This window comes from Macrococcus bovicus (genome assembly GCF_030376725.1).
Taxonomy (GTDB): Bacteria; Bacillota; Bacilli; order Staphylococcales; family Staphylococcaceae; genus Macrococcus; species Macrococcus bovicus.
The window spans coordinates 604659-630409 of the sequence record NZ_CP128470.1 but is presented as its reverse complement, the minus strand read 5'-3'; the positions used below and the strand labels follow the sequence as shown (position 1 = coordinate 630409).

20 protein-coding genes are annotated in these 25751 nt (G+C 46.2%); 5 read left to right on the top strand and 15 right to left on the bottom strand.

Translation table 11 applies throughout. The features are described 5' to 3' along the window. Positions 1–145: 145 nt before the first annotated feature. The 4 genes from QSV55_RS03705 to opp3b are packed head-to-tail and all read right to left on the bottom strand — an operon-like array spanning position 146 to position 4371. Positions 146–1306 (bottom strand): ABC transporter ATP-binding protein, encoded by a 1161-nt coding sequence (locus QSV55_RS03705; RefSeq protein ID WP_289650741.1) that lies wholly within the window; start codon positions 1304–1306, stop codon positions 146–148. Beyond that, positions 1306–2379, bottom strand: a complete 1074-nt coding sequence (locus tag QSV55_RS03700) for an ABC transporter ATP-binding protein (RefSeq protein ID WP_133452344.1) — start codon at positions 2377–2379, stop codon at positions 1306–1308. Before QSV55_RS03700 ends, QSV55_RS03705 begins: the two co-directional genes overlap by 1 nt. Before the next feature lie 16 nt (positions 2380–2395). After that, positions 2396–3445, bottom strand: a complete 1050-nt coding sequence (opp3C, locus tag QSV55_RS03695) for an oligopeptide ABC transporter permease (protein ID WP_289650740.1) — start codon at positions 3443–3445, stop codon at positions 2396–2398. Beyond that, positions 3445–4371: an oligopeptide ABC transporter permease gene (gene opp3b / locus QSV55_RS03690; protein ID WP_289650739.1), complete on the bottom strand. Its 927-nt coding sequence runs from the start codon at positions 4369–4371 to the stop codon at positions 3445–3447. Before opp3b ends, opp3C begins: the two co-directional genes overlap by 1 nt. A 469-nt stretch (positions 4372–4840) precedes the next feature. Here opp3b and QSV55_RS03685 point away from each other — a divergent pair, with 469 nt between their 5' ends. Beyond that, positions 4841–5212, top strand: a complete 372-nt coding sequence (locus QSV55_RS03685) for a DUF3899 domain-containing protein (protein WP_133452347.1) — start codon at positions 4841–4843, stop codon at positions 5210–5212. Between the two features lie 43 nt (positions 5213–5255). Here QSV55_RS03685 and fabF read toward each other — a convergent pair whose 3' ends face one another. The 3 genes from fabF to QSV55_RS03670 all read right to left on the bottom strand — a co-directional run bounded on the left by fabF (position 5256) and on the right by QSV55_RS03670 (position 8505). Next, entirely contained in the window at positions 5256–6494 is a 1239-nt protein-coding gene (gene fabF, locus QSV55_RS03680; protein ID WP_289650738.1) for a beta-ketoacyl-ACP synthase II, read from the bottom strand. A 9-nt stretch (positions 6495–6503) separates the two neighbouring features. Then, a complete protein-coding gene (locus QSV55_RS03675) occupies positions 6504–7445 on the bottom strand; it encodes a beta-ketoacyl-ACP synthase III (protein ID WP_289650737.1) in 942 nt (313 codons plus the stop codon). A gap of 67 nt (positions 7446–7512) precedes the next feature. Then, on the bottom strand, positions 7513–8505 hold the full coding sequence (locus tag QSV55_RS03670) for a BMP family ABC transporter substrate-binding protein (protein WP_289650736.1): 993 nt from the start codon (positions 8503–8505) through the stop codon (positions 7513–7515). Positions 8506–8586: 81 nt separating this feature from the next. Here QSV55_RS03670 and QSV55_RS03665 point away from each other — a divergent pair, with 81 nt between their 5' ends. Continuing rightward, positions 8587–8778 carry a YjzD family protein gene (locus QSV55_RS03665; RefSeq protein WP_133452351.1) on the top strand — a complete coding sequence of 64 codons (192 nt, stop codon included), beginning with the start codon at positions 8587–8589 and terminating at the stop codon, positions 8776–8778. Positions 8779–8809: 31 nt separating this feature from the next. On the opposite strand, the gene clpB is transcribed toward QSV55_RS03665, so the two are convergent. Beyond that, entirely contained in the window at positions 8810–11401 is a 2592-nt protein-coding gene (gene clpB / locus QSV55_RS03660) for an ATP-dependent chaperone ClpB (RefSeq protein ID WP_289650735.1), read from the bottom strand. A gap of 164 nt (positions 11402–11565) precedes the next feature. Between clpB and QSV55_RS03655 the strand changes: the two genes are divergently transcribed. Further along, positions 11566–12261 (top strand): Crp/Fnr family transcriptional regulator, encoded by a 696-nt coding sequence (locus tag QSV55_RS03655; RefSeq protein WP_289650734.1) that lies wholly within the window; start codon positions 11566–11568, stop codon positions 12259–12261. A 40-nt stretch (positions 12262–12301) separates the two neighbouring features. On the opposite strand, the gene QSV55_RS03650 is transcribed toward QSV55_RS03655, so the two are convergent. Then, entirely contained in the window at positions 12302–12610 is a 309-nt protein-coding gene (locus QSV55_RS03650) for a metal-sulfur cluster assembly factor (RefSeq protein ID WP_133452354.1), read from the bottom strand. An 88-nt stretch (positions 12611–12698) separates the two neighbouring features. Here QSV55_RS03650 and QSV55_RS03645 point away from each other — a divergent pair, with 88 nt between their 5' ends. Together QSV55_RS03645 and QSV55_RS03640 are read left to right on the top strand one after the other, a co-directional pair. Then, complete coding sequence (locus tag QSV55_RS03645; RefSeq protein WP_289650733.1) at positions 12699–13520, top strand: Cof-type HAD-IIB family hydrolase; 822 nt, start codon at positions 12699–12701, stop codon at positions 13518–13520. A 2-nt stretch (positions 13521–13522) separates the two neighbouring features. Beyond that, on the top strand, positions 13523–14839 hold the full coding sequence (locus QSV55_RS03640; RefSeq protein ID WP_353507460.1) for a CoA-disulfide reductase: 1317 nt from the start codon (positions 13523–13525) through the stop codon (positions 14837–14839). A 292-nt stretch (positions 14840–15131) separates the two neighbouring features. Here the strand turns inward: QSV55_RS03640 and QSV55_RS03635 are convergent, their stop codons facing one another. The 6 genes from QSV55_RS03635 to addB all read right to left on the bottom strand — a co-directional run bounded on the left by QSV55_RS03635 (position 15132) and on the right by addB (position 25725). Further along, a complete protein-coding gene (locus QSV55_RS03635; protein WP_289650732.1) occupies positions 15132–16511 on the bottom strand; it encodes an alpha-amylase family glycosyl hydrolase in 1380 nt (459 codons plus the stop codon). Between the two features lie 106 nt (positions 16512–16617). Next, on the bottom strand, positions 16618–16995 hold the full coding sequence (locus tag QSV55_RS03630; RefSeq protein ID WP_289650731.1) for a YisL family protein: 378 nt from the start codon (positions 16993–16995) through the stop codon (positions 16618–16620). Between the two features lie 88 nt (positions 16996–17083). Continuing rightward, positions 17084–17983: a fumarylacetoacetate hydrolase family protein gene (locus QSV55_RS03625; RefSeq protein WP_133452359.1), complete on the bottom strand. Its 900-nt coding sequence runs from the start codon at positions 17981–17983 to the stop codon at positions 17084–17086. A gap of 14 nt (positions 17984–17997) precedes the next feature. Next, entirely contained in the window at positions 17998–18930 is a 933-nt protein-coding gene (locus tag QSV55_RS03620) for a hypothetical protein (protein WP_289650730.1), read from the bottom strand. Next, positions 18927–22370: a helicase-exonuclease AddAB subunit AddA gene (gene addA / locus QSV55_RS03615; RefSeq protein ID WP_289650729.1), complete on the bottom strand. Its 3444-nt coding sequence runs from the start codon at positions 22368–22370 to the stop codon at positions 18927–18929. The genes QSV55_RS03620 and addA overlap by 4 nt, the downstream gene beginning before the upstream one ends. Next, positions 22351–25725, bottom strand: a complete 3375-nt coding sequence (addB, locus tag QSV55_RS03610; protein ID WP_289650728.1) for a helicase-exonuclease AddAB subunit AddB — start codon at positions 25723–25725, stop codon at positions 22351–22353. Before addB ends, addA begins: the two co-directional genes overlap by 20 nt. Between the last annotated feature and the right edge of the window lie 26 nt (positions 25726–25751).

Here is a 25751-nt window from a genome sequence, read left to right as displayed (position 1 = left end):
CCTAATGTTTGATGAAAATCAATCTGTATTGAATTTTCAGAAGATTTGTATTAATTATATTTTAACCATTCTTGTATAGCAATACTTTTTTGAAAGTTTTTAGAATTTTTTAAAATTTATATAAATTCAAAAATTCAATTATTTATCACAGTCTTTCAGCCACTGGTTCATTCTGGGCATGATGATTGTAATTGGCTTTATGAACTTCATATTCCTTCGGTGAACAGTAGACATAATGATCAGGTGCGACTTCACGTAATTCGAGTACGTCATCTGCTGAATAAGCATGGACATCCGGATTGTATGTGCGACGTACGCGTGTCCGTTCACTTTCCGGATCCGGTAATGGAATAGCTGACAGAAGTGATTTTGTATATTCATGCAGCGGATTGTTGTAGATCGCATCTGCCGGCCCGATTTCAACCAGTTTACCGAAATACATGACGCCGATACGGTCTGAGATATATTTCACCATCGATAAATCATGGGCGATAAAGAGGAAAGTGATACCCCGCTCTTTCTGCAGACGCTGCATCAAGTTGACCACCTGTGCCTGAATCGACACGTCAAGCGCTGAAATCGGTTCGTCTGCAATGATAAAGTCAGGTTCAACTGCAAGTGCACGTGCGATACCGATACGTTGACGTTGGCCGCCCGAAAACTCGTGCGGATAACGGTTGGCGTGCTCTTTGTTCAGGCCTACTGTCTCCAGTAATTCATAGACACGATTTGCGCGGTCTTCTTTGCTCTTCGCAAGCTTGTGAATATCGATACCTTCTGCAATGATATCCATGACTTTCAGACGCGGGTTGAGCGATGCGTATGGATCCTGGAAGATCATCTGCATGCGGCGGTTAAAGTGCAATAAGTCTTTCTTACGTTTAATCGACTGAATGTCTGTACCGTCAAAGAAAACTTTTCCGCCTGTCGCATTATATAATTTAATGAGTGAGCGGCCGGTCGTGGATTTACCACAGCCTGATTCTCCAACCAGTCCGAGCGTCTCTCCTTTATAAATATCAAAAGAGATATCATCAATCGCTTTTACTTCGTTGGATTTGCCGACATTAAAGTACTGCTTCAGGTTATGAACTTCAATCAGCTTCTCCTTGCCGTCGCCATAATGCTCTGTATAGCCTGCAGCACGTTTTTCTGCTTCAGTCAGTTCGGTCTTGTTCAGTTCACGCTCTGTATATTGATCCGTTGTTTCTACTAGGTCCTTCTCCTCAACGACTAAAGGCCCATTTTCAATTGTATGTTCTTCAACTGCATCGGGATGAAGGTCTTTATTTAAATCTTCACGCATTAGAAACTTACCCCCTCTACTTGTCTCGGCTTGTCAAATTGACCCGGGAGATTTCGTTGTTTCACTTTTACCATTTCAGGTGGCTCTACTTTCGGTGCCTGTGGATCCATCAACCATGATTTGACAAAGTGAGTCGGTGAAACCTGATACCAAGGCGGCTCCTGTTCGAAGTCAATCTGCAGCGCGTAATCAGAACGGCGGGCAAACGCATCACCGACCGGTGGCTTGATCAGGTCAGGCGGTGTACCCGGAATGGCTTTCAGTTCCATATCCTGTGAAGTATCAAGGCTCGGCATGGAGGACAGGAGACCCCATGTGTAAGGATGTTTAGGGTCGTAGAAAATTTCATCGACCGTGCCTGTCTCAACAATCTGGCCACCATACATAACGGCCACGCGGTCTGCGACATTTGCTACCACACCCAGGTCATGGGTGATGAAGATAATGGACGTATCAATTTTCTTCTGCAAGTCTTTCATCAGTTCCAGAATCTGTGCCTGGATGGTAACGTCGAGCGCTGTTGTCGGTTCATCAGCAATCAGGACTTTCGGGTCGCAGGCCAGGGCGGTTGCGATGACGATACGCTGGCGCTGACCGCCAGAGAACTGGTGAGGATAGTTGTTGAAGCGACCTTCCGGATTCGGGAGACCGACTAAGTGCAGAATATCTAAGGCACGTGCTTTTGCATCTGCTTTAGACAGCTTCTGGTGCTTGATCAGCGGTTCCATGACCTGTTTACCGATTTTCATTGTCGGATTCAGGGAGGTCATCGGATCCTGGAAGATCATTGAGATATCTTTTCCGCGGACTTTCTGCATTTCTTTTTCAGAGAGTTTCGCTAAGTCTTTACCGTCAAAGAGAATCTGACCTTCTTTAATACGGCTCGGCGGCTCTGGAAGTAAACGCATAATCGCTTTCGTTGTGACTGATTTACCGGAACCTGATTCCCCTACGATGGCCAGCGTCTCAGCTTTATCCAGATGAAAATCTACGCCACGGACAGCCTGTACTTCTCCTGCATGAATGTCGAAGGAAACTTTCAGGTTTCTCACTTCTAAAATTCTTTGTGCCATTTATATTTCCTCCTTGTTATTTACGCATTTTCGGGTCGAAGGCATCACGTACACCGTCACCGAATAAGTAGAAGCATAGAATCAGTAAACTTAAAATAGTGGAAGGCACGAACATCTGATATGGATTGATCATCAGCATCTTACGGCCGTCATTGACAAGCGTTCCTAACGATGCTGCCGGTGGTGGCGCACCTAAACCGATGAAGCTCAGGAAGGCTTCGAAGAAAATCGCACTCGGTACAGAGAACATGGCAGTGACGATGATCGGACCCAGTGTGTTCGGTAAGATATGCTTGAAGATCAAGCTCCAGTTTGTCGCACCCAGTGTTTTAGATGCCATGACATATTCCTGTGTCTTCAGTTTCAGGAATTGACCGCGGACGATACGGCTCATCCCAATCCAGCCGGTAACAGACATCGCCAGAATGATAGTCATCAGACTAGGACCGAAGAATACAACGAATAAGATCATGATGATCAAGTTCGGAATAGAAGCGATGATCTCGATAATACGTTGCATGACGTTATCAACAGTGCCCCCGAAGAAACCTGAGATCGCACCGTATGTAATACCGATGACGACATCAAGGAAAGCGGCGATAAGGCCGATCAGAATCGAAGTCTGCGTCCCTTTCCAGACACGCACGAACAGGTCACGTCCTGATGAATCTGTCCCAAACCAGTGGTACTCCTTGATATTATTTTCTTTGTAAGCATCATAATTATTTTTATCGACACCATCGAACGGTAGGAACGGTACTTTTTCCAGCACCTGAATCTTAGGCGGCAGACTTGTCTTATCCAGATCAATCTTATCGGTGTTAGATGTGATGTGAGGACCGATCAGAGACATAATCACCAGTAAAATAAGGCCGACCAAGCCTAGAATGGCAGCTTTGTTACTTTTCAGCTGCAGCCAGGCATCCTGCCAGAACGTTCTGCTTTTACGTTCGATTTTCTCTTCATCTATCTCTTCGCGGTTAGCGAGCACAAAGGGCTGGGCTCTGTTCGTTGATAGTTCCTGATCAACGTCGGCATGTGTATAGACTTCTTTTTCAGTGACCATTAATTTTTACCTCCTTGTACTCGGATACGCGGATCAATAATACCGTATAGTACATCTACAATGAATAATACGAGAATGAATAAGAAACTGATCATAATCGTCAGGGCCATGATAACAGGATAGTCGTTCTGCTGGATCGAACGGACGAACTGTTCTCCGAGACCTGGAATTGCAAAGATTGTTTCGATGGTCAGTGCACCCGTCAGGATACCGACTGCCATCGGTCCAATTAAAGTGATGATTGGAATCAGGGCGTTACGGAGCGCATGACCAAAGAGTACTTTATTTGTCGAGTTCCCTTTCGCTTTCGCCAGTGTAATATAGTCTGAACTAAGAACCTCAATCATCTCTGAGCGGATATAACGGGCAATAGTTGCAATAACCCCGGCAGATAAAGCAAGTGCCGGTAAGATGGCATAGGTGATATCCTCCCAGCCCGCTGTCGGCAGCAGGCGCCATTCAACTGTGAAATAAAATTGCAGTAAGGCAGCAAGGACGAATGAAGGGACAGAGATGGCGATAACCGAGAAGATGGTCGCTAAATAATCCACCCAGGTGTTCTGCTTGACCGCAGCCACAATCCCGAGAAAAATACCTACGATTGTACCAAAGATGAGTGCATAAGACCCGATCTCAGCCGATGGGCCTAAACGCGGAAGGATGAGTTCAGTGACCGGTCTGTTATCATACTGGAATGAGTTACCGAAATCTCCTTGAGCCACGTTTTTCATATAGTTTACATACTGAACACCAACAGGGTCATTTAAGCCGTATTTCTCATTGACTATCTGCTTTTGTTCAGCCGATAATTTTTCATCATTATAGGGAGATCCAGGCATTAACTTCATCAAGAAGAATGTTGCAGTTGTAACAATAAATAACGTGATGAGCATGAATCCCAGTCTTTTAAGTGCAAATTTTAACATTATAGTTCCTCCTTCTTCATTTTAAGTTAAGCTTAAAAACTATCATAACTAAGTTTTCACAAAATTCATACTACTTTTTGAAGTTTAATCAGAAAAACATGATTATTCTGATAACTCGCCCTAAAAAAATAAAACTGTTATATTACAAAAAAATAATCCAGTCACTTACACCTCTTATTCCCTATGATCTTAAAGACTTAAAATCATTATAATGATACATTCTTATTTTTGGCAATACATTTTTTAGAAGAAGAGAGAACTAAAATGTATAAAATTATCCTATTTCAACACGTTAAAGTGTTATTATATCAATATATATTTATATAATTGTATATATATACTTTTAGAAACTGATTTCCTGTTCTATATCACCGATAATCCGACTGTCATACTCAACTTTGATAAACTGTTATACATCAAATCATTTTTACTGTACAATAATATTGGAGTATTAAGTGGAGGTTACATCATGAAAATTAAAATATATACACTCTTAGCAGCAGTCCTGCTCGCTATCAGTTTCCTTTTGACGCTGCTGAGAGGTTTTACGACTATCCATCTGCTCGATAGCCTGTTTATCTTGTCCATGCTATTGCTGTGTCTCGGTCTTCTTCTCTATATGTTTTCTGACGGAGCGTTCAGCATCATGGGTCATTCTTTCAGACGTTTCCACTACGTCACTGCGCCCAGACGCTTGAAAGAGACGATGGCTGATGATGAGCTGTATAATCAGAAGGAAGTCAAGATCCGCAATGAAAAATATCCATTCACTGTTCCCATGATTGTGACCGCCCTTGCCGGTCTCATCATCTCACTCGGACTGTCCTATCTGATCAAATAAAAGAGAAGACTCAGGTTTTACCCTGAGTCTTCTCTTTTATCAGTTAATCATGATATTTTTTGAGGACGAGCACTGCATTATGCCCGCCGAATCCTAAGCTGTTAGATAATGCGTATTCAATATCCATCTCAATCGCTTCGTTCGGTATGTAGTCAAGATCACATTCCGGATCCGGTGCAGATTGATGAATCGTCGGTGGCACAGTGCCTTTCTCAATCGCCAGTGCGGTCAATATGGCTTCAATAGCCCCAGTTGCGCCGAGCAGATGACCTGTCATTGACTTCGTTGATGAGATCTTCAGATGCTTAGCCGCTGCCCCGAAAACAGATTTAATCGCTTTTGTTTCATAGAGGTCGCCGATCGGTGTGCTTGTACCATGCGCATTCAGGTACTGAATCTGATCCGGTGTAATACCCGCATCTTCAATGGCCATCTTCATCGCACGTGCACCGCCCTCTCCTTCTGGTGCGGGTGCTGTAATATGGTAGGCATCGCCATTATTGCCGTAGCCGACAATTTCAGCGTAGATATGCGCGCCGCGTTTTCTGGCATGTTCCAGTTCTTCAAGAACGAGTACCCCTGCACCTTCGCCCATAATAAATCCATCTCGTCCCTCCTGGAAAGGTCGGCATGCTTCGTCCGGATTGTTATGAGTAGATAATGCTTTATTGGCGATGAAGCCAGCGAGACCCATCTTCGTGATAGGGGCCTCTGCACCTCCTGCTATCATCGCATCAGCATCGCCATACTGAATGATACGATAAGCATCACCGATACTATTCGTCCCGGTCGCACATGCTGTAACCGTACAGCCGTTCGGACCTTTAGCACCGAGATCAATCGAAATCTGTCCTGAAGCCATATCCGGAATCAGCATCGGTACGAAGAAGGGACTGATGCGGTTAGGTCCACGCTTCAGCATCTGATCATACGCGTTCTCAAAGGATTCCATTCCGCCGATCCCAGAGCCGACCCACACGCCGACACGGGCACTGTTATCATCTGTGATTTCAAGGCCGCTGTCTTTCAGTGCTTCACGTGCAGCCACTACACCGTACTGCGTGAAGCGGTCCATCTTACGCGCCTCTTTTTTCTCCAGATGGTCTTCAATGTTGAAATCTTTCAGTTCTCCGGCAATCTTCACGCTGAAGTCAGAGACATCAAGTCTTGTAATAAAATCGATGCCATTGACGCCTTTAATCGCATTGTTATAAGTGGTAGGTGCATCGTTCCCCAGCGGACTTAACGCCCCTATACCTGTAATCACTACTCTTCTCTTCATATTATCCTCCTATTTACCGTAGACGATTGTAATGGCACCGTATGTCAGTCCGCCACCGAATCCTACGAGTACAATTTTACTGCCTTCCTTTACCGTACCTTTTTCGAGTTCATGAAGCAAGGACAGAGGGATAGATGCAGCAGATGTATTGCCATAACGATCGACTGTCACACTCATTTTCTCTTTGGCGATGCCGAGTCTTTGGCGAGACGACTCCATGATCCGAATATTCGCTTGATGCGGGATGAACATATCGATATCATCCGGTTCAAGCCCCGCTTCACTCACCGTCTTCTGCGCCATATCACCCATTATTCTCACCGCAAACTTGAAGACCTCCCGGCCGTTCATGGCGAGCATATGGTCTTCTTTTCTGTCATAGAGATACTCTCCGCCAGTACCATCACTGCCGAGCTGAAAGTCCTTTATGCCGTGTCCTTCGCCGACTTGGCCCATCACGACCGCAGCGGCGCCGTCACCGAAGAGAATAGCGGTATTCCGGTCCGTCATATCTGCTATCTTCGATAATTTTTCCGCCCCGACAACCAAGACGTATTTACAGACCCCTGTCTGTATGAACTGCTGCGCTGTCACCATCGAATAGATGAATCCCGTGCATGCCGCGAGCTGATCCATTGCCGGTACTTGGCGCAGACCGAGACGCTCCTGCAGCTGACAGGCGACAGAAGGAAACCTGTGGTCGCCTGTTGACGTGGCAACGAGCACCATATCTATCTCATTCTTATCAATGCCTGCATCTTCAATCGCACGTTCAGCAGCTCTGACAGCCATGTCACTCGTGTCCTCATCTGGTGCAGCAAATCGTCTTTCCTTGATACCTGTCATTTTTGTGATCCATTCGTCAGATGTATCGAGAAATTTTTCGAAATCATGATTGGTCATCCGTTTTTCTGGCACGTAACCACCAATACCGACTATCCCTATATTCACTTCTATCCACCTACTTATAATCTGTTATTATAACCAGGTACTAATTTATCATAGAACAGCCTGAATATCAATTTTGATGGTAAGCATCATGCTCTGCTGGTGGCTCCTGGCCGCCAGGCAGCAGATTCGTTTCTTTGTAATGAGCCAGCTCTTTTTTCAGCTGTTGACTGAACTGAGCATCCATCCGTTTAGAGAGTTTACCCATGCCGACTAAGTCCTCTCTTATTCCCCAGTCCAGCTGTCCGCCTTGCAGCTTACCCTCTTCATACAGTTCTGCCACCTTCATGTAAGCTGCGGGAATCTTGACTTGGACACTCATCAATACTTGAGGGCCGTAATTGCTCTGGTCACTGATGAAACCGATGACATTGATATTGTTATCCCGGGCATACGACATAATGTCTGCATTGATGCCATCACCAGCCGGAAAGAGGACATCCACATTTTTCTTTTTGATGAAATCCTCCGCGATATCAGTGCCGCGGCTGTCATAACTGAAGGTTTTGACATAGTATTCGTGCAGTTTGATCGCTTTATTTTCATATCTTGCGCCGTCCTTGAAACCTTCTATCTCAGGCTGTGTCTTGAAGGAACCGATGACGCCTATATGACCCGTCTTAGACTGATGCGCAGCCGCCATACCGCCCAGATATCCCATGGCATAGGCATCTAAATTAACAATGGTCACATTGTCCGCTTTAGATTCGCCGTTAAACACCACAAAATGAATATGAGGATATTTTGCTGCCACCTCATTGAAGGCATCGGAAAACTCCATGCCTTGGCCGTACAGCACCTGCACGTTCCGGTCTGCCATGCGCTTGACAGCAGTCTTGATTTCCTCACTTGTATTGATATTCTGCTCATAAAAGAATGCGGTATCATAAGACTGGGCGATCTCCAGCATGCCTTTATAGCCTTCAGTCCCCCATGTCTGGTCGTACATGGAGTCCGGGAAAAGAAAGCCGATTGTTGTCAGCCGGTGCTGAGGACGGCTGAACATGAAAATGGCAACTAAAAGTACAGCAACAAGGGTGACCAACAGACTGATTTTTTTCATATTTCGCCTCTCATGTAAGGGTATACTTTTTCCATCAACTCTTCTATAATCAATAGTATATCAATTATTGGGGGATTTAACATGCATTATATTATGACGTTTGTATGGGCTTTCATCCTCGTCCATATGATCAATTTCGTACTGATGAGCTTAGGCGGTGGCCATGAACTTCATCTGATGACTGCCAATGTCATGGCTGTTGTCTTCGCTGTCCTGGCACTGATTGTTGCAGCCTTGATTCCGGATGAACCCGTTCCGACAGACCATCACTAAAAAAGCACAGTAGCTTTAAGCTACCGTGCTTTTATTTTTTAATCTCTAGGTCAAGCTGGCCATCCTTCATCGTGATATCGATATGTGCCCCTTCTGCAAGATTATTCTGCAGCAGAAGTCGTGCGACAGGTGTCTCGATATGCCGCTGAACAAACCGTTTAAGCGGCCGAGCACCGAATTCCGGTGCATATGCTTCTTCAGCGATCCATTCTTTAACCGGCTGAGCGACTGTGACGGACATATGCTGCTCCAGCAGTCGACGGTTCAACTGGTCAACCAGTTTGTCGACGATAAATGTCATATCATTCGCGCTGAGTGGTTTGAAGAGCACGATATCATCCATCCGGTTAAGTATCTCCGGCTTGAAGTACTGATGCAGTGCTTCATCCACCTGACTGCGGGCTTCAGCCGTGATCTCACCTTCCTCAATGCCATTCAGTAGATATTGAGAGCCGATATTACTTGTCATAATAATAATGGTATTTTTAAAGTCAACGACGCGGCCTTTAGAATCAGTCAGGCGTCCTTCATCCAGGAGCTGCAGCAGGACATTGAAGACATCACTATGTGCTTTTTCGACTTCATCCAGCAGGATGACTGAGTAAGGCTGACGTCGAACCGCTTCGGTCAGCTGGCCGCCTTCCTCATAGCCGACATATCCAGGAGGCGCTCCGATTAACCGAGCAACAGCATGTTTCTCCATATATTCACTCATATCTATGCGGACCATATGCTTCTCTGAATCAAACATCGTACTTGCCAGTGCTTTTGCAAGCTCTGTCTTACCGACACCGGTCGGTCCAAGGAAGAGGAAGCTGCCGATCGGCCGGTTCGGATCCTTGATGCCGGCACGCGCACGCACGACAGCATCTGCTACTAAATCTACTGCTTCGTCCTGACCGACCACACGCTCGTGGAGGATGTCTGATAATTTCAGCAGTTTTTCTTTCTCTGTTTCCACTAGTTTAGAGACAGGGATGCCCGTCCATTGAGACACAATATAGCCGATTTCCTCATCTGTTACGACTTCGCGGATGAGACGGTCCTTACCCTTTGTCTCTTCCTGAAAATCTTCCTCCAGCTGGGCCAGCTCTTTTTCGATCTCCGGAATCTTACCGTACTGGAGCTCAGAAGCTTTTGCCAAATCATAATTATTCTGCGCCTCTTCCAGCTGCGTGCGGTATTGATCCAGTTCGGAGCGTTTCTCCTGGACGACCTGGATCTGAGATTTCTCTTTTTCAACTTTGGCAGCCAGAATCTGCTGTCTTTCTTTTTCATCAGCCAGTTCTTTCTGCAGCTCTTCTAACCGCAGACGACTGGCACTGTCTTCCTCATTTTTCAACGCCTTTTCTTCAATCTCCAGCTGGAGCACACGGCGGTTGACTGCATCCAGTTCAGTTGGGTTTGAGCCCATCTCCGTCCGGATGGTCGCACAGGCCTGGTCGACCAGATCAATCGCTTTATCCGGCAGAAAGCGGTCGGTGATATAACGGTCTGACAGCTCAGCTGCTGCGACGAGCGCTCTATCCTGAATCCGTACACCGTGATACACTTCGTAACGTTCTTTCAGGCCGCGGAGAATAGATACTGTATCTTCAACATCGGGTTCTGCGACCATTACTTTCTGGAAGCGACGTTCTAACGCCGAATCTTTCTCAATATACTGACGATACTCGTTCAACGTCGTCGCGCCGATGCAGTGAAGTTCTCCGCGGGCAAGCATCGGTTTCAGCATATTGCCGGCATCCATCGCACCTTCCGTTTTACCGGCGCCTACCATCATATGAATCTCATCAATAAAGAGAATGATCTGGCCGTCGCTGTCTTTCACTTCCTTCAGCACAGCCTTCAACCGCTCCTCGAATTCGCCGCGGAATTTAGCACCTGCGACAAGCGCACTGAGATCCAGTTCAAATATCGTCTTGTTCAGGAGTGATTCCGGCACATCTTTGCGGACGATACGCTGTGCCAGGCCTTCGACGATAGCTGTTTTACCGACACCCGGTTCCCCGATCAAGATAGGATTATTCTTTGTCTTGCGGCTTAAAATACGGATAGCATTACGGACTTCTTCGTCCCGGCCGATAACAGGATCCATTTTGCCGTTGCGGACTTCCTCCACTAAATCTCTGCCGTATTTCTTCAGCACCTCATATTGAACTTCCGGATTTTGTGATGTCACGTGATGACCCCCTCTAATCTGCTTGATGATTTCTGTGATGACGGCTGATTTGCTGCCGACAAAATCGCGCGTCAGTGCATGTGACTGAACAGCAGCTAAAATGAGATGCTCCACTGATAAGTAGTCATCTTCCATCTCTTGCTGCAGCTGTTCTGCCTTTTGCATAAGTTGATTCAGATCATTGCTTAAATACTGCCCGTACTGCATATTGTCGCCACTGACAGCCGGCAGACTGTTCAATCTTTCTTCTAACCGGGCAGTATAGGCTTTAATATCAAGGTTCGCTCTTTCGAAAACAGTCGACAGCATACTGTCGCTGTCCTGGGCAAAATGCAGCAGCACGCTTTCCGGTTCAATCGTCTGCATGTGCCGTTCAACCGCGTCACTTTGTGCTGCTTCAATAGCAGTCTGTACATTGTATGTCATTTTTTCTGCATTCATCCCTGTCACCTCATTTGACTATGTTTGACCTTTACCCCTATTATATAGCCATTTTCCGTCTCAGCCAAACATCATGCTCCATCTGCTCAGAAAAATTTAAATCGTGCCATATTATGAAAAATGTCTATGCTATAATAGAAAAAAAGTGGACAAGGATGAACAGGATGGTACAGATTAATTTTCATGAAGCCACGAACGTCGTCAACTATATCATGGATAATGGTAAAGAAGAGTCTTATAAGGCAGGACAATATATTTATCAGGCAGAGGATCCCGCTGATTATATCTACGTCATTAAAAGCGGGGTTGTGCTCATCAACCGCATGGTGGAGGATGGTAAGGAGTTATCGATGAAGATGCTCTCAAGCCGTTCTATTTTTGGTGCTGTGACCCTGTTCTGTGGTCCAAAGAAGCATTCACTGTTCGCGAAGGTGAAATCAGCCGCTGTCGTCCGCAAAATAGAGCTGAAGACCTTTGAGACTGCATTGCTGGCTGATGAAGTCATGAAATACGAATGGATGCTGTGGCAGCAGAATGAAAACAGCAAAAATGAATACAAGATGCGCGATTTATTTACTCTCGGCAAAAAAGGGGCGCTCTATTCGACGTTAATCAGACTCAGCAATACCTACGGCGTCAAGCAGGAGGAAGGTATTCTGCTGAACGTAGAATTGACCAATAACGACCTGGCCAATCTCTGCGGAACGACCCGGGAAGGTGTCAACCGGATCATCAGTCAGCTCAGGGCTGATGATATCATCAGTGTGAAAGGTAAATATATCGTGCTTAACAACATCCAGTATCTGAAAGATGAGATCAGCTGTGAAAGCTGCCCGGTCAATATCTGCAGAATTGAATAAGACAAAAAAAGCCCGCAGCACGAAGCTGCGGGCTTTCTGATTAGCTGACGCCGAGTGCAATCTTAGCGTAACGGCTCATCATTTCTTTGTTCCAAGGTGGATTCCAGACGATATTCACTTCTACACCTTTAATTTCCGGTAATTCACCGAGTGCTGTCTTCACCTGATCAATAATCTGGGGTCCCATCGGACAGCCCATAGATGTTAAAGTCATATCAACGGTCACAATGCCGTCATCATCCATATCGACGTGATAGACGAGCCCTAAATTGATGACATCAATACCAAGCTCTGGATCGATGACATTTTCAAGTGCACCGAGAATACTGTCTTTCATTGCTTCTTCCATGCTGTTCACTCCTTTTTCTCTAACTATATCAAATTCCTTACCTATCGCCAATTAAATGATATGATAGAAGGCAGAAAGGATTGACCTGATGAACGATAAACACTTAATCTGCCTCGATCTCGACGGCACTTTACTGACTGATGAAAAAACCATTTCACCTTACACTAAACATGTACTTGAACGCTTGAGAGAAGAAGGCCACGAAGTCATGATTTCAACCGGCCGTCCCTACCGTGCAAGCGAAATCTATTACAATGAGCTCGCTCTCGATTCCCCTATCGTCAACTTTAACGGCGCTTTTATCCATCACCCTAAGGACGACGATTTTAAAGGGGTCCATACGCCGCTCGATCTATCTATCGCAAGAGCTATTTTTGAGCAGCTGGAAGACTTGAACATCCAGAATATCATCGCTGAAGTGAAGGACCATGTTTATTTTCACTATCATGATGAGTATCTGTTCCAGGGCTTCACGATGGGTAACCCTGTCGTCAAGAATGGTAATCTGAATCTCATACTGCAGGAAGGGCCGACCAGTATTCTGATACAGGCCGAGGATGAGCATGTGCCGGCTATCCGCGAACACTTAAGTCACGTCTATGCCGAACAGGTCGAACATCGACGCTGGGGTGCCCCTTATCCTGTCATTGAGATCGTCAAAAAAGGAATCAATAAAGCAGTCGGCATCCAGTATGTCTCTGAAAAATTAGGCATCAATCAGAAGAATATCATTGCATTCGGTGATGAGGACAATGATTTTGAGATGATTGAGTATGCCGGCACAGGTGTTGCCATGGCTAATGCCATTCAGGAACTGAAGATGCGCGCTGATAAGGTGACGCTCTCTAACAATGAAGATGGCATCGGCGTATTTCTGGCTGATTATTTCAATCTTGAAGGGAGAGCTTAATTATGAAGATTATTGTTGTAGGCGGTGTGGCTGGCGGTGCAACTGTCGCCTCACAAATCAGACGTGAACTGCCTGATGCAGAGATTGTCATCTACGAGAAAGGCCGCGATATGAGTTTTGCCAACTGCGGACTGCCCTATTATCTCGGCGCTGAGATAACAGACCGTTCTGAACTAACTCAGGCATCAGCTGCGACATTCAAGGAACAAAAAGAAATCACGGTCAAGCTGTATCACGAAGTCACAGCAGTTGAGCCAGCGCATAAAACCGTGACGATTCTTAATCACCTGACCCAGGAGACAACAGAAGATACATATGATCAATTGATCTTAAGCCCGGGCTGTCAGGCCGTTCGTTTGCCGCAGCTGGCAGATTCAGACATCGCCTTTCCTGTCAGAACACTCGAAGATACGGATATCATCGAACAGCATATAGAACAGTATGATGTGAAGAAGGCGTTGATTATCGGGGCCGGCTATATCAGCCTTGAAATGGTTGAAAACCTGAAGCACCGTGGACTTGACGTGACACTTCTCCATCGCAATGAACGTCTGCTGAAGACCATGGATGGACAGTTCTTGCCGCATCTGATGAACTGCCTCAAGGAAGCAGCCGTCAATATCCAGCTGAATGATGAAGTAGACCGTATAAAGGGTAAAACTGTCACGTTTAAATCCGGGCTATCAGCTGACTATGATCTCATTATTGAGGCAGTCGGAATCACGCCGAACACGGAATTCTTGGCCAAGAGCGGCATTGAATTGAACGACAAAGGGTATATCGTGACCGATCAATATTTCCAGACCTCCGTCCAGGATGTCTATGCACTCGGCGATGCCATTGAAACATTCTATATGCACACCGGTCAGAAGACAACCGTCGCCCTTGCATGGGGTGCGCACCGTGCCGCAAATCTGATCGCCGGCAATCTTGCTGGTCATAAACAAGCGTTCAACGGCCTGCTCGGGACTAATATCATCCGCTTCTTTGACCATGCCATTGCAAGCGTCGGTATCAGCGAAAAAGAAGCACAAGAATGCGGGGCAGCACATCTCTCGTTCGATCAGTATCCGCAGGCAAGATATATGCCTCGTTCTCATCCGATGCATATCTCAGTCTATTATGACCCAGATACCCGTCAGATCCTACGTGCCTGCTTCTTCGGTAAGATGGGAGTAGATAAACGCGTGGATGTCATAGCGACTGCTATAATCGCTAAGATGACGATTGATGACTTAAAAGATATTGAGATTGCCTATGCGCCTCCTTTCTCATCCCCGAAGGACATCATCAATATGATAGGCTATCGTGCGAAATAATAGGAAAGACCGCATGCCGGGGGGGCATGCGGTCTTCTATTTGCTGCGAGTTGTGCTGCGAGTTATGAGCGATATTTGTCGTTTATCGCTCATAACTCACATAAACTCAAGGCTTCAGCCTCATTATGAGCGATATTTGCTGTTTATCACTCATAACTCACATAAACTCAAGGCTTCAGCCTCATTATGAGCGATATTTATCGTTTATCGCTCATAACTCACAGGAACTCAAGGCTTCAGTCTCATTATGAGCGATATTTGCTGTTTATCGCTCATAACTCACATTTCCCAGCTATTTATTGCGCTTTGATTTTCTGGCGGCGAGTATAATGAACAGGGTAAATGCGATAATCACCCCGACTGATGCGATAATATAGCCGATATTAAGTCCTCTATCCTTGATGATGGCATAGAGCTCTGCTTCTTCACGATTGGTGATTAAATCAAACTGACCATCTTTTTCATGAATAGCATCGCCGATCAGCAGTCCACTTAACATTTTTCCTTCAGGGACGACGTCAGTACCCAGCTCAACTTTCGTGGCTTTATCTGTATTGTTGAGATTATAAATAAAATCCACCTTATCAGTATCATAATGAATGACCTGATTGCCGTTTTTATTCATCAGCACCTGCATCTTGCCATCAAACATTTCACGATATTTATCGAAGACGCGTGAGGTCTCCTGCAGGTAATCTGTCACTTCTTTTTCCGTCCGGAAATCCAGCAGCTGATGCATATCAGGCATCTGTCCGCCGTTCATGGCAATCTCCGTCCCGTATGTCATGCTCATCGGCTGATTCTGACTGAGCAGATAGCTGAGCAGTAACTTAATACGGGTGCCCGGGAACATATTTTCATCAGCAGCATATTTCGTGAAACGCGGCATAAAGAAATTATCTGCCGCGAGTAATTCATTTTTACCGAATGAATCTGGCAGTGGCTGGTCCGTTGTCTTAAAGCCGTTCGCCAGCTTTAAGGTTGACTCCTCTTTTTGGATATAATCAAAATTCTTGGCGGCCATGCCTTTGTTCAGAATAGCGATATTCAGCGGCAGGTCAGGCATGATTTTCTGGGCATCAATTCCGTCCTGCAGCGTATACATGGAAAGACCATCTACCTGATAAGTCTTGACGAAGGCAGCCATTTTTTTCTTGTACTTCTCTTGGTTGGCCGCATTCTGCAGGTCGATAATCTGGGTATTGCCATAATAGGCTTTCTGGATCTCATTCATCGCAGGAGACTTCAAAGGCGTAAATTCCTTTGTGGCGACGACCGGCATATCCACGATAATCTTCATCTTGTTATCGTGAATCTTCTTGACCAGTTCCTTGAAATCCTTGTCACCACCATAAACAGCATCAATAGTATCATAGTTTGAGACTTTATAGCCTAGATAGTCATTCTGCTCATGCTTGAATATCGGCGAGATATGGATGACGTTGAAGCCCATATCCTTAATATAATCGAGCTTGCTTTCAATCCCCTGAAAATCTCCACCGTAAGGCAGATGATCGTCATCGTCATTATGGATATGCGCATTATTTTTTTCTGTGCCGTTCAAGAAACGGTCTACGACTAGACTATAGACCCTCGGCTGCTGTTTCTCTTGTGCTTGTGCTACCGGCGTGACCAGCAGGCCTGCCATCAGCAGTAATATCATTTTCTTCATTTCTATCCCTCTATTCGCTTAATACTTAAATTATACTTGAAGTGACAGAAATTGTGACTTAATTCATAAAAAGTTCATAAGAAAAAGCTGATTCCGAGGAATCAGCTTAGCGGAACATGGCAGTAATAGGTCCCATTGGCAACCAGATACCCATGCCGATTGTCAGTAACGCGAATAAGACAACTAAGTAGAAGAAAGTACGAGAAGGTTTCTTCTTTTTCTTTTTAGCGAGTGTCATTTCCATTAGGCCGATGGTGATCAGACCCAGCAGGAATTTAATACCGTACTGAGCTGCCATACCGCCGCCCATTGTCTGGAAGAACACGACACCACCACTGATCAGTGTCAGCAATAAAAAGACTCGCAGTACCATATGCAGCGGTTTGAAGTATTGACTTGGTCCTTGGCGATCAGAGAAATTCTGATAAGCAGCAAAGAAAAGAATGATAGCTAGAATCCAGCTTAAAATATGAAGGTGTAACATCTGTATCCTCCTTTCATGTATTTGTTATCAGTTTAACATAATTAATGGCAAAAAAGAAAAGAGCTGACGCTCTTTTCTGTTCTCTTCCTTATTCAGCAATCGTATTGACCAATGTACCGATGCCATCGATGGAGACTTTGACTTCATCCCCTGCCTTCAGGAAGACCGGTGGATTCATGCCAGCACCCACTCCAGCTGGTGTACCTGTCGCAATCACATCACCTGGATGGAGTGCCACATATTTGGACACTTCAGCAATCAGATCATCGATTTTCAGGATCATATCTGATGTTGAGCCGTCCTGACGGATCTCGTTGTTGACTTTCGTCACGATGTTAACATTCTCAGGATTCGGCAGCTCATCTTTCGTCGCGATGTAAGGGCCCATCGGACAACCGCCGATCAGGCTTTTACTCAGGAAAGCCTGCAGATGCTCTTTCTGGAGGTCACGTGCTGTGATGTCATTGATGATGGTGTAACCATAGACATAATCAAGCGCAAGACCTTTTGGAATCTGGTGACCATATTTACCGATGACGATACCGAGCTCTCCTTCATAGTCCAGCTGGCTTGTCACATCTGAGTGCAGCGGAATTGCGTTGCCATCGCCTATTAAGCTTGATGGTGCTTTAGTGAAAACGTAGAGACGATCGACTGCATTGTTCAGTTCTTCTGCATGCTCTTTATAGTTACGACCGACCGCAATCACATTGTTCGTCGGTGTCACCGGTGGCAGGAATTTGATGTCAGCAAATGGCGCTTTATAACTCTCTTTATCCCCTTGCTGTTCTGCTTTAGAGACTACTTGGCGTACAGCCTCCTGAAAATCAATCTCTGCATTTTTCTGCAGCCCTTCAAGTAATGTTTTCGGATAGTCAGCATTCCCGAACGCTTCAAAGACTTTAGGTAAGATCCATGCTGCTTCCTCGCGTTTTACTTTAACGCCATATGTTTCTTTGCCTTGGTACTCAAATGAAAGAAATTTCATTAAGGTCACTCCTTCTATGTTTGTTCTTTATTATACAGAATATTTGGATTATTAGCATGCATTTTCCGCTGCAATACAAAATAGATGACAGCAGTGATGATAAAAATAACAGTTCCCCGTATCAGCACGATATCGACAGCGAGATTTTTATAGTCTCCGATGCCGAGTGCTGTAAAGACGAAGAGCGTAATAAGCGAGCTGCTGATAAGAGCGGGCACCAGTGCCAGTCCAGCCGCTCCGCGCAGCAGCAGATAAAGTGCAATCCCTTGCAGCAGGCCGCCTATCAGCGTCAATATAGTGAAGGCAAGCACAGATTCTGTACTGATGATCAAGGTCTTCAGCATGGTGCCGGCAGAAAACAAGATTACTGCAGGCATGACTCGATACTTCACGCCACTGAAATCAATCAAGAGTAACGGGGTGATGACGAATAAAGCCAGGACAACGATGAATATATAATCCGTCTGTAAACTATGTGTCACGTAACCCAGATAATCATGAGAGCGGTAGAGTGTGACGAGTTCCTGGAAGTTTGCTGCATCCATAAATGTCTCACTTGAGAAATATAAAATCAGCAAAGGGATCGCCACAGCAAATAAACCGAGTGCGAGAAGTACATAACCCATGCTTTTTCTTAGAAACTTTGCACAGAAGAGGCCGAGGCCAAGTGCCAGCACGTAGCCTGTTGAACTGAACAGCCACTTATCCAGCAGACCGCAGCCGATTATGATCATAATGGCGCGCAGCGACAGTGACAGCTCCCTCAGGGCGAGGGGGATCACAGCCTGTCCGACGCCGAATGCCAGAATAACAGTGAGCAGGAATGTCGAACGTTCAGGCTCGGCAAAATATTCAGCAGGCACCGTCATCATAAATGGATGAGCCATTTTCAGGCTCGTCTCCATTAGTAAAGCAAATAAACCGATTAATACTAGCATATGTTTCATGATTCAACCTCTAGTTCTTTGTAGTCGAAGAAATAAAGATAGCCTTTGACTGGCTGTTTCAGCATTTCCTCCAGCGCTTTCTGATAGTAGTGCATCTGGACGGTATAACGTTGACGCGCAGCCAGTGCGGCATCATGCACGGACCCACCCAGTCTCGGAATCAGACGGTCTGTCTTGAAGTCCACAAAATAATACTGATCATCAAGTCTGTAGACACAGTCAATCATCCCTTGGACAAGGGGCTCGACCGGTGCGTCTTCAATCACTCGTCCAGTCAGATAAGACTTGCCGATGACAAAAGGTAATTCAGTATAGCGTTCTCCTCCCGACATCTGCTGATAAAGTTCTGAAGATGAAAAACGGATCAGCGCTTCCTGGTCAACCAGTTTGCTGTCCTCCTCTGAGATGATGCGTTTGTCCACGAGTGTGAGCAGCAGCTTCTTAATATCTGCGTGACTTTTGACCGTGCCGTCATAAGGGAAATGCTGCATGACCGTGTGCATCAGAGTACCGCGTTCCGCTGCTGTCTTTTTCACTTCAGACATGAATTTCGGCCGCTCATAGCTCGCCCGTTCCAGCTGATACTGATTGACAATCGTCCAGGTTGTCGCATCATCATCGACTTCAGTCTGACGTTTAATATCCGATACAGATTCTTTAGTCGGCAGCTTATTGAGTTCAAGATAAGGATACTGATAGTCCGCTCGTTCAACCAGCCAGTCAGGTGAACGGGACGTGATGACCGTATCAACCACCGCTTCCTCATGGGCTATATCATCCAGTTCCCGGATGACCTGAATATCCAGTGCATCCGCTGCCACTATCAGTTCAAGCGGTTTCGTCGCATTCAGTCTGACATACTCATCTTCAGCATCCTGCTGCTGCCAGGTTTCAAGTTCTTTTTCTGTCGCTGAACCGACTAGAATCAACTGTTCTTTTGCACGTGTGAACGCCACATACATGAGTCGCATCGATTCAGAAATACTTTCGCGCCTGCCTTCCTTCTTAAAGTACTGACTGAAGAGTGTCGGATAACTATAATGCTCTCGCTGATCATAATAAGTCATGGCAACCCCGAGCTTCTGATTAGGAATCACTGCACCGGACAAGTCCAGCATATTGAACTTTTTACCTAGCTCTGAATAGATGACATAAGGGAACTCAAGCCCTTTACTCGAATGAATCGTCATCAGTCTGACGACATCAGCTTCCTCAGATAATATATTCACTTCGCCGAAATCCTTATTCTTGTCTATCATATTGTCTACATATCTGATGAACTGGAAGAGACCCCGGTAGCTTGAGCGTTCAAAATCTTCAGACTTGGCGAGCAGTCCTAATAGGTTAGCCCGTCTCTGTTCACCGCCTACCAGCATTGAGAATTTCTCGACGACATACTGCTCCTCATAAATCATTTCGAGCAGTGGTCTGACCCCGATCGTCCGGGCTGCGCTGCGGTAATGATCCAGCGTCGTGATGAAGTGCTTGACTTTGTCAGCAAGTGGTGTGCGGTAAGTCTCCGCATATGCCAGCATATCCTGATAGAAATACTGACCGGATTGTCTCAGATCCACCAGTTCTTCTTCATTGAACTGATAGAGAAGTGAACGCAAGACACCCACCAGATGGTTATCCTGCAGCGGGTTGTCGATGATACGAAGCAGACTGATCATCGTCCGTATTTCATCTGTTTCAAAATAGCCGCTGCGGCTGTTGACATGAAACGGGATGCCGTATTTCTTGAATATCTGCTGAAGTTCTGCACTATTTGAAATCTGGCGCTGCAGAATGACGATATCGCGGTAAGAGGCTGGTCGGTAGACGCCTTTGTCATAGATTTCAGCGTGCGCCACAATGTCCATGATTTTGCGGGCTATCCATTCGCTTTCCAGCGGTTCATCATTCTTGATGATGACATTCAGTTCTGTCGGGTGCGGTGTGTCATCGAATGATGCTCCGAAGTACAGCTGCTGGCGTTCATCATAATCGACTTCGCCTACAGCTTCGTCCATTATTCTGCTGAAGACCGCATTCGTGTCGTCAATCACTTCTCGTCGTGAACGGAAGTTGCGTGATAGATCGATGACCTGGCCGCTCTTGCCGTCGAAACGTTTATATTTATCAAGAAAAAGTCCCGGTTCTGCCTGGCGGAATTTGTAGATGGACTGCTTGACATCCCCCACCATAAAAAGATGGTCATGGTTGATGCTCTGCAGGATCGTCTCCTGCACACGGTTGGTATCCTGATACTCATCGACCAGAATCTCCTTATACTTCTGCTGTAGATTAAGCGCGATCGGTGTCGGCTGTCCGTCTTTCAGCAGGATGTCGAGAGCCAGATGTTCATAATCCGTAAAATCCAGAATCTTACGCTCACGCTTGCTGCGGCTGAACACCTCAATCAGTTCAATCGTCAGCTGAGCGAGTAATGCCACCTCGTCTGCCATAGCATGCAGGTCATCTATCATCTCTTCAGGAGGTGCGAAGAAATAATCGGTCTTAACTGCATTCAAGATCTCTTTCGCCTGGTTGAACTGTGCTTTAATCCGTTCTTCTTCAGCTGTATCTAGACGCATATCTTCGAGCTCTTTCTTGAATCTGAAAGGCGGCGTTGACCAGTTATCGAGCGCGGTCAGCCGGTGATAAAGCGCTGTATAGTCACCGCTGACCTGCTCCAGTTCGGCAATATAGGCTTCAGCTTTTAAAAATTGCTTTTCGTAGACCGGGCTATCCAGTTCAGCTGCCGCCTCCCTGAAGAGCATGAGTGCCCGTTCAACTTCACTGATAACGGCTGACTCCATAGATTGAATAACAGGGTGACGGAGTGATACTTCTCTGTAGAGTGCCGGAAGATCCGTCAGCCATTCCTCCGGTGCTGGATTTGCCACGGCAAAATAATAGAGCTTCAGCACTGCATCCCGGAGAGACTGGTCACTTCTGTCGCTCGACAGATGGAGATTCGTCTTCAGAAAAGCATCAGACGGGTTTTCGTAGTGTTTCTCCATGACTTCATCGAGTGACTGCATCAGAAGCAGCGTGCCTTCCTCATCGCTCGCAGTACGGAATACAGGATCTAAGTCAATGGTGTAGTAATACTGTTCAATAAGGTTCAGGCAGAATCGGTGTAAGGTTGAAATCTCAGCTGCATGAATTTTAACCAGCTGTTCCTTCAGATGATCAGTCGGCTGATTGATGACTTCCCGCTTGATCGCCTGCTGGATTCTCTCCTTCATTTCTTTGGCGCTGGCATTGGTGAAGGTCACAATCAGTAGCTCATCCAGACTCATCTCTTCATAGATAATCTTGTGGATGATCCTTTCAACCAGGACCGCCGTTTTACCGCTTCCTGCGGCTGCAGCAACCAGGATGTCTGTACCGTTTGCTGTGATAGCCTGCCACTGCGCATCTGTCCACTGGGCATCAATCGGTTTCGTTCTCATCTGTCTCTCCTTTCAGAAGTGCTTTGACATCTATCTTCTCATCGACATGTCTGACATCATCGCCGTTGATCAGCGGATCGATATGACACGTTGACTTGAAGTTACAGAACTGACAAGGCAGCTGTTTGTTGAATTCAAGCGGTGCTACCTTTGTCTCACCATCCATAATAGCTGTCGCCGTCTGGATGTAATTCTTTCTGTTGATCTCTATGAGTGCCAGTATTTCGTCTTTCGTCAGCCGTTTTGACCGGCTGTCGAACATGCCTTTTTTCGTCATCGTCACCGGGATCACACTCGACTTGACACCTGCTGTCAGTTCAGTGTCAAGCTTGGTCGCTATATCCAGATCGTCCACGACAAAACCTTCCAGTTTATAGGCTTCCACATAACGCCGGGCATGCTCAGCTGTCTCCTTCTTCAGCCCGTACTTCAGATAAGGCTGCTGAACATGGAAATAAAGCATAGCCGCCGGGTCCAGCGCATGCTGTGTCAGCTGGTCCGCATTCTGCAGGACAACGTCCATATAAGTCAGCATCTGCATCTGCTTGCCGTAATAGACTTCATTCAAATGCAGTGCATGACTAGATGACTTATAATCGATGATACTGACATAGTCGCGGTCTGTTCCCTGCAGAAGGTCAATGCGGTCTATCTGGCCTCTGATGGAGATCGGTACGCCCTGCTCTGTATATATCTTTGCAGCGCGGAACTGCCCTTTACGTTGCGGATCGCCGGAGAAACTCTGCTCAAACCGCGCCATCCGGAAATGCGAGCGGGACTGCTGCAGCTGAATAACAGAAAGAGTTTCCGTCAGAATCTTGGTGATCTGACGCACCATATACTGATAATAAGCTTTAGAATAGAGCACTTGGTACTGAACATCCGGAATTAAACTCTGCAATGTGACTTCAACATACTGCTGCAATTCCTTCTTATCCATCATGACAATCCGGTCTTTAATTTCCTCGGAAATGATCTTGAGCGCATGATGGAAGATATTGCCGAGTTCGAAGTGCTGGAATTCAAAGGGCTGTCTGATATTGAGAGCAAGGCCGTGCGCTGCAAAATGCTGGAACGGACAGTTATTATACGTCTCAAATCGGGACACACTGGCCTTGATCTCATTGCCATATATTTTCCGCGTCCGTAAGTCATCCAGTTGAACAGTCTGATTACGATAATCACTGATGCGCATAATACGCCGGAAGACAGCGAACTGATTCATCCACTCCTTCACGTAGTGCCATTCAGGATTGTCCTGCTGCTCAATCACGTGGCTGACGCCCGCAGCGATGGTCTCGATTAAATCTTCGGGCTTATGCTGTGCGTTCAGATAGTTGACTTCAAGCGCCGGAAAAATAGCTTGCAGCTGGCTGAGATAGCTGGAGGGCTGTCTCGCATTTCCGCTCTCATCCATCAGACTGTAGGTGATATGCAGTGTCTCTGACGCATTCGTCAGCACCTGATAGGCCACAAAGCTTTCATCTATTGTGAGGGCTAGACTTGAGGGTGCCAGTCTGATATCGGCCGCTGCTTCGACCACTGCCTTATCCTGGTCTGTGATCAGCACGTTATCTTTAGATGCTCTCGGCAGTACATCCTCATTAAATCCGACAGCGAAGACGCATGGCGTATTTTCTATACGCGCGAGATCCATATTCAAAAGCTGCACCTCGTCCAGTGCCTGAGGAATACTCGAGAACTCCAGTGTCGTCAGACCGACATCCATCATGTCCTTCATCGTCTGAAAATCCGTTTCTTTATCTGCAAGCATTTCCACCAGCTCATCCAGCAGACCGATTATACCTGTATAGACCTGCTCATACTGCAGTGCCTCACCGTTCAGCCCTTGTTTGGTCAGCCGGTCTTTCTCAGCCATAAGATAGTCCGGCAGCTTGATCTCTTCCAGAAACTGATAGAGTCGTAACGCGAAATCATGTGCGTTCGTGACATCCTGCAGAGTCAGAATCTGTGTCATCAAAGGGGTGATATAAGTTCTGAACTGGTTCATCTGCTGCCATTCTTCTTCGCCATAGGGTTTGCGCTTATCATAGAAGAAGCGTTCATCTTCCAGCCAGCGGTTGAAAGCCAGACCGCGTTCGATTACGGTATTTTCAAGCATATCAATCAGCAGCTGGTCATCCGCGATATCAAACCGGCGTGACAACAGCCCTGTCTTCAGTACGCGGAATAAATGTTCCGTCTGCCACGGCTGACTGATGAAATCAAGTAATGACCGTACCAGTTCTACTGCGGGGTGGTGGATCATCTGTTCCTTCCGGTCGGTATAATAGGGAATGTGATATTTTGAGAAATATTCCTTGAAGAGATTGATGTAGCTGTCGTCACGATAAAGAATCGCTGTATCTGCATAGCGGTAACGGCCTGTTCGAGCTTGTCTATGGATCATTCTGACGACATACTCCACTTCTTTACGCATGCTCGGCGCTTCATTGACTGTCACACCCTCAGCCTCGCCTGGCGCAGGCAAGAGCGCATCGAACTGCTGCTCAAGTAATGCAAGCGACGGATTTTTAAATCTGGCTGTGTCTGACAGCTGTTCAACATGGACGTCTATAGCTGCACGATGAAATGCCTCCGTCAGCAGTTGATAAGTTTCAAAAGTCTTTCTGAAGGTTTCATTCATTGCCGTTAAATCAACGGTCAGTGTGAGCGTCATTGATTTTGCATACTTAGCCAGCTGCTGAATGACCTGATATTCAAGCGCTGTAAAGTTGTGAAATCCGTCGATATAAATATCCGCTTTCCGAATTGTTGCAGACTGCGGAATTCGATCATAGAGAAAGTTCAGAATATCTTCTGCCTGGGTATAATGGCCTGCCAGCTCAGTCTCAAGCAGGCTGTATATCAATGAAATATCCTGTAATTTATGCTGTGTTCTGACCGGGAACGTCTCGTCTCCGCTCAGATCTTCAAGCATCTCCGCGCTGACACCATATTTCTTAAAGTCTTTGATGGCTTCTGTCACCTTCTGGCTGAAACCATAATAGCGTGCAGACGACCGGTATAATGCCAACTGCTCCTGCTGCTCTTTTAAGATCATATGAACCAGCATCTCCACACCGGAACTTGATATCATCTCTTCAGTCAGACCGCCCTCTTCACTTAGAATACGCCAGGATAAACGGTCAAAACCATAGACGGAAGCACGCAGGCTGCCTTTTATTTCCGGGTCCCGCGCTAACTGCTGCTCAAAAGTATACGTGCTCTGCTTCGGTGTGATAATGATGATCGGATCACCCAGCGGTACTTCTCGAATAGCGTCTTTAACAGATTCCATAATACGATGTGTTTTACCGCTGCCTCGCCGACCGAGTATTAATTGAACTGTCATAATATCCCCCTTATTAAAAAACACTT

Bases quoted from the DNA above. Each gene is read 5' to 3' on its own strand.
- QSV55_RS03705 (WP_289650741.1), bottom strand. From the start codon at position 1,306: ATGCGTGAAGATTTAAATAAAGACCTTCATCCCGATGCAGTTGAAGAA.
- QSV55_RS03700 (WP_133452344.1), bottom strand. From the start codon at position 2,379: ATGGCACAAAGAATTTTAGAAGTGAGAAACCTGAAAGTTTCCTTCGAC.
- opp3C (WP_289650740.1), bottom strand. From the start codon at position 3,445: ATGGTCACTGAAAAAGAAGTCTATACACATGCCGACGTTGATCAGGAA.
- opp3b (WP_289650739.1), bottom strand. From the start codon at position 4,371: ATGTTAAAATTTGCACTTAAAAGACTGGGATTCATGCTCATCACGTTA.
- QSV55_RS03685 (WP_133452347.1), top strand. From the start codon at position 4,841: ATGAAAATTAAAATATATACACTCTTAGCAGCAGTCCTGCTCGCTATC.
- fabF (WP_289650738.1), bottom strand. From the start codon at position 6,494: ATGAAGAGAAGAGTAGTGATTACAGGTATAGGGGCGTTAAGTCCGCTG.
- QSV55_RS03670 (WP_289650736.1), bottom strand. From the start codon at position 8,505: ATGAAAAAAATCAGTCTGTTGGTCACCCTTGTTGCTGTACTTTTAGTT.
- QSV55_RS03665 (WP_133452351.1), top strand. From the start codon at position 8,587: ATGCATTATATTATGACGTTTGTATGGGCTTTCATCCTCGTCCATATG.
- clpB (WP_289650735.1), bottom strand. From the start codon at position 11,401: ATGAATGCAGAAAAAATGACATACAATGTACAGACTGCTATTGAAGCA.
- QSV55_RS03655 (WP_289650734.1), top strand. From the start codon at position 11,566: ATGGTACAGATTAATTTTCATGAAGCCACGAACGTCGTCAACTATATC.
- QSV55_RS03650 (WP_133452354.1), bottom strand. From the start codon at position 12,610: ATGGAAGAAGCAATGAAAGACAGTATTCTCGGTGCACTTGAAAATGTC.
- QSV55_RS03645 (WP_289650733.1), top strand. From the start codon at position 12,699: ATGAACGATAAACACTTAATCTGCCTCGATCTCGACGGCACTTTACTG.
- QSV55_RS03640 (WP_353507460.1), top strand. From the start codon at position 13,523: ATGAAGATTATTGTTGTAGGCGGTGTGGCTGGCGGTGCAACTGTCGCC.
- QSV55_RS03635 (WP_289650732.1), bottom strand. From the start codon at position 16,511: ATGAAGAAAATGATATTACTGCTGATGGCAGGCCTGCTGGTCACGCCG.
- QSV55_RS03630 (WP_289650731.1), bottom strand. From the start codon at position 16,995: ATGTTACACCTTCATATTTTAAGCTGGATTCTAGCTATCATTCTTTTC.
- QSV55_RS03625 (WP_133452359.1), bottom strand. From the start codon at position 17,983: ATGAAATTTCTTTCATTTGAGTACCAAGGCAAAGAAACATATGGCGTT.
- QSV55_RS03620 (WP_289650730.1), bottom strand. From the start codon at position 18,930: ATGAAACATATGCTAGTATTAATCGGTTTATTTGCTTTACTAATGGAG.
- addA (WP_289650729.1), bottom strand. From the start codon at position 22,370: ATGAGAACGAAACCGATTGATGCCCAGTGGACAGATGCGCAGTGGCAG.
- addB (WP_289650728.1), bottom strand. From the start codon at position 25,725: ATGACAGTTCAATTAATACTCGGTCGGCGAGGCAGCGGTAAAACACAT.